The following is a 7,102-nucleotide window of genomic DNA, read 5'->3' on the forward strand; positions in this document are numbered from 1 at the left end:
ACCCGGGGGCACGGGACCCGGCGGGCGCGGCGCGAGCGCCAGCGCGGGCGGGGCGCACGGCCGACGACGACGCCCGTGCGGGCAGGCCCGGCCGCTTGCGCGTCACGTATGCCCGCGGCGAGGATCCCCGTCATGGCCGAGCGCAAAGTCGGGGACGTGTACGGGGACGGGGACATGGGCGGGGACGTGTACGGGGATATGAGCAGGGGCCCGGACGGGAGCGGTGGCGGGGACGGACGCGGTGCCGGGGACGGCGGCCTGCTCGCGGGCTCCGTCAAGGGCGTGATGTTCGACTTCTCCGGCACCCTCTTCCGCGTCGAGCCCACCGAGGACTGGCTGCGCGCCGTCGTGACGGACGCCGGGATCGAGCTGCCCGAGGACGAACTCACCGCCCTGGCCGCCCGGCTCGAAGAGGCGGGAGCCCTGCCCGGCGGCGCCTCGCCGCGGCGGCTGCCGGCCCGGCTGGCGCCGCTGTGGCGGGAGCGGGACCTGAGCCCCGAGCAGCACCGGGCCGCCTACACCGCCCTCACCCGCGAGGTGGCGCTGCCCTCCCCGGAGCTGGCCGACGCCCTGTACGAGCGGCACTGGACCCCCGCGGCCTGGCGGCCCTACCCCGATACCGCGGCCACGCTCGCCGCCCTGCACGCACGGGGCGTCCCCGTCGCCGTCGTCAGCAACATCGGCTGGGACCTGCGCCCCGTCTTCCGCGCCCACGGCCTCGACCGGTACGTCGGCGCGTACGTGCTCTCCTTCGAGCACGGGGTCCAGAAGCCCGACCCCCGCCTGTTCCGGGTCGCCTGCGAGGCGCTCGGAGCGGCGCCCGCGGACGTGGTCATGGTCGGCGACGATGCCGTCGCCGACGCGGGGGCCGCCGCGCTGGGCTGCCCGGTCCGGCTCGTCGACCACCTGCCGGTCGGACAGCGGCCGAACGGGCTGAGCTCGGCGCTCGGGCTGATCTGACGGCTCCCCCTGCTCCCGGACGGCTCCCGGACGGCTCCCGCCCTCAGGCTGCGGCGCCGTCGGCCGACCGGCGGCTGAAGTCCATCGTCCAGTTGCGGACCCAGGTCGCGCCGCCGTCGGCCGAGAAGAACTGCTCCCAGCGCGGGGAGTCGGCGTCCGCGTTGACTCCCGCCCCCGCGCCGGACCGCGTCCGCGTCCGCGTCCGCGACCACACGAACCGCACCCGGACCGCCGTGCCCTCGTAGGTGTCCTCGCCCTCGAAGACGCCCGTGCCCGTGGCGGCGTCGAAGCGGCCCGTGACGGGCGGGAAGAGCGTCCCGGTCCGGCGGCTCGCCCAGTTGAGGGTCCACTGCTCGCGCTCGGGGTCGTAGAGGCGCAGGGTCATTCCCGCGGAGCCCTTCGTCGGGAACTCGATCTCGTCGAAGCTCGCGGCGCCGTCGAAATGGCGGGTGGCCCGGGACACGGCCGGGAACTCCTCCCAGCCGCTGTCCGCGTCCAGGAAGTCGGCGAGCCGGCGGTTGGTGACGTCCCAGGTGCCGGCGAAGAAGTCGAAGTCGTTCATGTGCGCTCTCCCCGAACTGTTCTCTCTGCTGATGGGGGAACCGTAGGAGCACTCCACTGACATCCTGTGTCAGTGAAGTGCGCATGAAGTCCAGCCGACTGCTCTCGATCCTGCTCCTGCTCCAGACCCGGGGCCGGATGACCGCCGCCGAGCTCGCCGCCGAGCTGGAGGTGTCGGTCCGTACGGTCTACCGCGACGCGGAGTCGCTGGCCGCCGCCGGCGTCCCGCTGTAAGGCGACGCCGGACACAGCGGCGGCTACCAGCTCCTCGACGGCTACCGCACCCGCCTCACCGGCTTGGCCGCGGGCGAGGCCGAGGCCCTCTTCCTCACCTCCATGCCCGGACCGGCTGCCGAACTCGGCCTGGGCCGGGCCCTGTCCACCGCCCAGCTGAAGCTGCGCGCCGCCCTGCCCGCGGAGCTGCGGGCGCAGGCCGACCGGATGCGGCTGCGCTTCCACCTGGACGCGCCCGGCTGGTACGCGGAGCACGAGGAGACCCCGCACCTGGCGCGGGTCGCCGACGCGGTGTGGCGGGGGCGGGTCGTCGAGGTCCGCTACCGGCGCTGGAAGGCGCCCCACGAGGTGGCCCGGCGCCTGGCCCCGTACGGGCTGGTCCTGAAGGCGGGACGCTGGTACCTGGTCGCAGGCACGGCGCCGGGCACGGCAGGCACGGCGCCGGGTACGGCGGCCACGGCGGGCACGGCCGCCGCCCCGCCCCCGTACACCTACCGGGTGGACCAGATCCTCGCGGTACACGAGACCGACGAGGAGTGCGCGCTGCCGGACGGCTTCGAGCTGGCCGCCCACTGGCAGCGCACCCAGGCGGAGTTCCACGAGCGGCTCCACCCGGAGGAGGCGGAGGTACGGGTCTCCGCGCGGGCCGCCACCCGGCTGACCGGCGTCCAGGCCCGGGCCCTGGCCGCCACCGGCACCCCGGACCCCGAACTGCCCGGGTGGACCCGCGCGGTGCTGCCGATCGAGTCGCAGGAGCACGCGGAGGCACAGTTCCTGGAGCTCGGCGCGGAGGCGGAGGTGCTCGCCCCACCGGCCCTGCGCCGGCGCATCGGAGCGGCGGCCGCCGCGACGGCCGCGCGCTACGGGGCCGCGCCGGCAGACGGCCCGGACGGGACCGGTTGAGCCCTTCCCTCCGGCGCGGGGGGCTGGGATGCTCCGCGCATGACGACTCGTCGGATGTACTTCGCGACCGCCGCCCTGAGCGCCCTCGCGCTGGGCGTGGCCGTGGCCAGTGGGTGGGGCCAGGACTTCCCGGACGGGGACCGGCCGGCCGGGACGACCGGCGCGACCGTCACGACCGGGACCGCGGGGACGTCCGGGACCGATGAGTCGAGCCGGACCGGCGGGACCCGCGGGACGACCCACGTCGAGGCGAACGTCCAGCACGCTGACGCGACGCCCCGGCCGTCCGGCGACGTCACCTGGAACTGAAGGGACCGGACGGCACCCGGCCGACCACCACCGGGCCGGGCAGGCCGGGCCGCCGTGGCCTGAACTCGCCCCACACCTCCCCGTCCCACCACCAAACCCCCCTGGAACAAAGCCAGTCGGTATACGGTCGTCGCCGACCACGACGGGCACGCGGTACGGGGCACGGGGCTGGAGCCACATGAGTGACGACGTTCGCTATCGGGTGGAACGGATCGCGCTGGCCCTGATGTCCATATCGGGCGTCGTGGTCCTGATCGCCGACCTCTTCGGATGGCTCGACGCGCTCGCTCCCGGGGGCGCACTGCCCAAGGTGACCCTGCTCATCCTGAGCACGGTCACCGTGTTCCTGCTCCTGGAGATCGACCGGCTGCGCAAGCTCGACGGGGTCGAGAACCAGCTGACCGCGCTGAGCACGACCGTCCAGACCCGGATCACCGGCCTGGACGAGACGGTCGCGGCCCAGGTCGCCCGGCTCGACGGAAACTTCCAGGCCCAGCTCGCCAAGCTGGACATCGACACCGTCGCGCAGCAGCTCAAGCAGGAGAACTACCTCGGCGTGGTCCGGGTGCACGCGGACTTCCCGTACGGCGTGTTCAGCACGTTCGTGGAGGGTGCCACCCAGGAGGTGACCATCCTCCAGACCTTCATCCCCGACCTGGTCCACTTCCAGCCCGCACTGGAGAAGGCGCTGGTGGACCACGGCATCCCGGTGCGGATCATGCTCCTGTACCCCTCCTCCCCCGTGGCGGGACTGCGCGACGAGGCGCTGCGTTCCGTACGGGACCCCGCCCTCGCACCGGACGTGAAGGCCCGGGTGGAGATGTGTCTGGCCGGCCTCGCGGAGCTGCACCGGGCGGTCGGGCCCGCGGCCCGGGCCCTGCTCAGGGTGCGGGTGTACAACTCCCTGCCGTCCATCGCCGTGCACAAGGCCGACGAGCACTTTCTGGTCAGTTCGTTCCTGCACGGCCAGCTGGCCGTCGATTCCGTCCAGACCGAGATCGACGGCAGTGACACCACCATGGGGCGGCAGGTCCAGAAGGAGCTGAACACCCTGTGGGAGATCGGCCGCGATCTGCCGCTCCCCGACTGGCGCGAGTCGCTCAGGGACATCGCCTGGTGATCCGGGCGCGGGTTCACCTCCAGATCCACGGAAAGGTACGGCCATGCACGACGCGGGCGCTCCGGACGCGAAGGACGGACTGCACGAGCTGGACGGGTTCGAGAACGGGCTGATCGAGCGCTTCGAGGAGCATCCGGTCCTGGCGGACATCACCCGGCTGCCCGACGAGCAGTTCACCGCGCTGCTGCTCCAGCGACGGTTCGTATCGCTCGCGTTCACCCCGTCCTACGACCTGGCCATCGACCTGCTGCGCGACGAGGAGGGGCTGCGGATCGCGCGGATCATCCTGCGCGAGGAGTACCCGGGCGCCCGGGGACACGTGCCCTCGCACCGCGAGGACATGACGCAGGACCTGCGCCGGCTCGGCGTGTCCAGGGAGGCGCTGGTGGCGTCGAGGCCCACGGCAGCGACGCGGCGCGCGATCACCGACACCCTCGAACTGATCGCGGACGCGGGCGGCCACGAAGACGCCGACCTGCGTCTGCTGACCTTCCTGCGCTTCTGGGGCGAGGTGCTCGTGTCCGTCGAGTACGGGCGGCTGTGGGAACGGATGGGGCCGGTGTTCACGGGCCGGGGCGAGGGCGAGGGCGGGGGCAGGGGCACGGGCAGGGGGGAAGGCGGCGAAGGCAGTGGCGGAGGTGGCGAGGGCAGTGGCGGAGGCGGCCGGAACGGTTCGCGGTTCTACCACCCGCACCTGGTCCACGACGCGAAGACGCATTCGCTCGCGGCCGTGTCACTGCTGTCCGACACCCACTCCGACCGGCTGGCCGCGCGGGTGACCGAGCTCCTCGGCCGGGCCGACCGGGCCGCCGGGGCCGCCGGCTTCCGGGAGACCGAGGAGCGGGCGCTGCGCCTCAAGACCGCCTTCTACGATCAGTTCCTGCCCGCGCCGGAGTCCTCGACGACGGCCTGAACAGCCGCCCCGCCGGTCTGCGAGCGGACCGCGCCCATGCTCGCCACGATGACCAGCGCGATCGCCGCCGCGTCGAGCGCCGACAGCGCCTGGTTCAGGATCAGGAACCCGGCCGTCGCGGCGATCGCGGGCTCCAGGCTCATCAGGATCGCGAAGGTGGGCGCCGGGAGCCTGCGCAGGGCGAGCAGCTCCAGCGTGTAGGGCAGGACCGAGGACAGCAGCGCCACGCCGAGGCCCAGGAGCAGGGTGCCGGGGCGCAGCAGGGCCGAGCCGGCCTCGATCACGCCGAGCGGCAGGGACAGTACGGCGGCCACGGCCATCGCCAGGGCCAGCCCGTCCATCTGCGGGAACCGGCGGCCGGTCCGCGCGCTGAACACGATGTACGCCGCCCACATGCCGCCCGCCGCGAGGGCGAAGGCCACGCCCAGCGGGTCGAGGCCGCCCAGGCCGCCCCCGCCGTGGGTGGACAGCAGGACCACTCCGGCCAGCGCCAGCCCGGCCCACAGCAGGTTCAGCAGGCGGCGGGAGACCACGACGGAGAGCACCAGCGGGCCCAGCACCTCCAGGGTGACGGCCGGGCCGAGGGGGATCCGGTCGATGGCCTGGTAGATGAAACCGTTCATGCCGGCCATGGCCACGCCGAACCACACCACGGTCGACCAGTCGGAGCGGGAGTAGCCGCGCACCTTGGGGCGGCAGACGAGCAGCAGGACCAGCGCGGCCGCGGCGAGGCGCAGCGTGACCACGCCGGCCGCGCCCGCCCTCGGCATGAGCATCACCGCGAGGGCGGCACCGAACTGCACCGAGACGCCCGCCGTGACCACCAGGGCGACGGGGCCGAAGCGGGCCCGGAACGAGCCGTCCGCGGGGGCCGCGGCGGCGGGGCCGGGGGCGGGCGGGGTCGCCGTCGCTCGTGAGGGGTCGGTGGGCGTGGCGGTGGGTGCGGGCATTTATCCAGATTAGGGGGTGGGTAAGGACCATGCGTCCGTGTTTTGCCTTACATCCGGTGTACGTCCGGCTCCGGCGGCCCCTCCCTCCGGCCCTCCTGCCGGCCCTTCCGCCGGCCCTCCGGCAAGGCCTCGGCCAGGACTTCCGCCAGGTGGCGGGCGCGGCCGCCGGCCAGCTGCGCGATCTGCGTCCGGCAGGAGAACCCGTCCGCGAGCACCTCCGTACCCGGTGCGGCCTCCCGCAGCGACGGCAGGAGCTGTTCCTCGGCGCAGGCCACGGAGACCTCGTGGTGACCCGGCTCGAAGCCGAAGTTCCCCGCGAGGCCGCAGCAGCCGCCGCTGAGCTCACCCGTCAGCCCGGCGCGCTCGCGCAGCCGGCGGTCGGCGGCGTCGCCGAGGACGGCGTGCTGGTGGCAGTGGGTCTGGCCGGCCACCGGCCGGTCGAGGCGGGGCGGCTGCCAGTGCGGGGCGCACTCCTCCAGGGTCTCGGCGAAGGTGCGGACGGCCGCGGCGAGACGGGCCGCGCGGGGGTCCTGCGGGAGCAGGGCGGGCAGGTCGGTGCGGAGCGCTGCCGCGCAGCTCGGTTCGAGGACGGTGACGGGACCCTGCGGGTCGCCCACGGCGTCGAGGGTGCGGCGCAGGACCCTGCGGGCGGCGTCGAGGCGGCCGGTGGAGACGTAGGTCAGCCCGCAGCAGACCCGGCCCGCCGGGAGCACCGGCTCCAGGCCGGCGGCCCGCAGGACCCTGACGGCGGCGTGGCCGGCCTCGGGAGCGAGGTACTCCGTGAACGTGTCCGGCCACACCGTCACAACCGTCCCGGGGGCAGCCCCGGCCGCCGGCCGCACTCCCGTCCCGGGCGCAGCCCCGGACCCGGGCCCAGCCCCGACCCCGACCTCGGGCTCAAACCCGGACCCGGACCCCGGGCGTGGTGGGCCCTGCGGGGCTGGGTCCCCTACCCGCCCTTCCACCGTTCCCCGGGCTCCGCCCGGACCCGTCTCCGGGGGCCAGCCCCCGGACCCCCGCTCCTCAAACGCCGGAGGGGCTGATTGTGGCCGGCGTTCGGCTGGATGTGCGCGGGGCGGGCTGGTGTGCCGCGCAGCGGCACAATCCAGCCCCTCCGGCGTTTGAGGAGCGGGGTCTGGGGCGGAGCCCCAG

Annotated in this window: 6 protein-coding genes and 2 pseudogenes; 5 read left to right on the forward strand and 3 right to left on the reverse strand. The window is 74.6% G+C overall.

Features of this window, described 5'->3' with window-relative positions; all coding sequences use genetic code 11:
• Window positions 1–285 precede the first annotated feature (285 nt).
• Window positions 286–960, forward strand: coding sequence for an HAD family hydrolase (locus ACIA8F_RS36275; protein WP_399385302.1), 675 nt, complete (start codon window positions 286–288; stop codon window positions 958–960).
• Window positions 961–1,003: 43 nt separating this feature from the next.
• Here the strand turns inward: ACIA8F_RS36275 and ACIA8F_RS36280 are convergent, their stop codons facing one another.
• Window positions 1,004–1,522, reverse strand: a complete 519-nt coding sequence (locus tag ACIA8F_RS36280) for a hypothetical protein (protein ID WP_399385294.1) — start codon at window positions 1,520–1,522, stop codon at window positions 1,004–1,006.
• Between the two features lie 83 nt (window positions 1,523–1,605).
• Here ACIA8F_RS36280 and ACIA8F_RS36285 point away from each other — a divergent pair.
• The 4 genes and pseudogenes from ACIA8F_RS36285 to ACIA8F_RS36300 all read left to right on the forward strand — a co-directional run bounded on the left by ACIA8F_RS36285 (window position 1,606) and on the right by ACIA8F_RS36300 (window position 5,000).
• Window positions 1,606–2,658, forward strand: a pseudogene (locus tag ACIA8F_RS36285) (helix-turn-helix transcriptional regulator).
• 39 nt (window positions 2,659–2,697) lie between these two features.
• Complete coding sequence (locus tag ACIA8F_RS36290) at window positions 2,698–2,967, forward strand: hypothetical protein (RefSeq protein WP_399385295.1); 270 nt, start codon at window positions 2,698–2,700, stop codon at window positions 2,965–2,967.
• 178 nt (window positions 2,968–3,145) lie between these two features.
• Window positions 3,146–4,087, forward strand: a complete 942-nt coding sequence (locus ACIA8F_RS36295) for a hypothetical protein (protein WP_399385296.1) — start codon at window positions 3,146–3,148, stop codon at window positions 4,085–4,087.
• 43 nt (window positions 4,088–4,130) lie between these two features.
• Complete coding sequence (locus ACIA8F_RS36300) at window positions 4,131–5,000, forward strand: hypothetical protein (RefSeq protein ID WP_399385297.1); 870 nt, start codon at window positions 4,131–4,133, stop codon at window positions 4,998–5,000.
• Here ACIA8F_RS36300 and ACIA8F_RS36305 read toward each other — a convergent pair.
• On the reverse strand, window positions 4,961–5,950 hold the full coding sequence (locus ACIA8F_RS36305; protein WP_399385298.1) for an EamA family transporter: 990 nt from the start codon (window positions 5,948–5,950) through the stop codon (window positions 4,961–4,963). The two genes, ACIA8F_RS36300 and ACIA8F_RS36305, sit on opposite strands and share 40 nt — an antisense overlap.
• 47 nt (window positions 5,951–5,997) lie before the next feature.
• Window positions 5,998–6,756 (reverse strand): annotated as a pseudogene (locus ACIA8F_RS36310) ((Fe-S)-binding protein); the annotation flags it as partial.
• Window positions 6,757–7,102: the final 346 nt, after the last annotated feature.

The sequence above is a fragment of the Streptomyces sp. NPDC051563 genome, assembly GCF_044454225.1.
GTDB lineage: Bacteria > Actinomycetota > Actinomycetes > Streptomycetales > Streptomycetaceae > Streptomyces.

Bases quoted from the DNA above. Each gene is read 5' to 3' on its own strand.
- ACIA8F_RS36290 (WP_399385295.1), top strand. From the start codon at position 2,698: ATGACGACTCGTCGGATGTACTTCGCGACCGCCGCCCTGAGCGCCCTC.
- ACIA8F_RS36280 (WP_399385294.1), bottom strand. From the start codon at position 1,522: ATGAACGACTTCGACTTCTTCGCCGGCACCTGGGACGTCACCAACCGC.
- ACIA8F_RS36305 (WP_399385298.1), bottom strand. From the start codon at position 5,950: ATGCCCGCACCCACCGCCACGCCCACCGACCCCTCACGAGCGACGGCG.
- ACIA8F_RS36300 (WP_399385297.1), top strand. From the start codon at position 4,131: ATGCACGACGCGGGCGCTCCGGACGCGAAGGACGGACTGCACGAGCTG.
- ACIA8F_RS36275 (WP_399385302.1), top strand. From the start codon at position 286: ATGTTCGACTTCTCCGGCACCCTCTTCCGCGTCGAGCCCACCGAGGAC.
- ACIA8F_RS36295 (WP_399385296.1), top strand. From the start codon at position 3,146: ATGAGTGACGACGTTCGCTATCGGGTGGAACGGATCGCGCTGGCCCTG.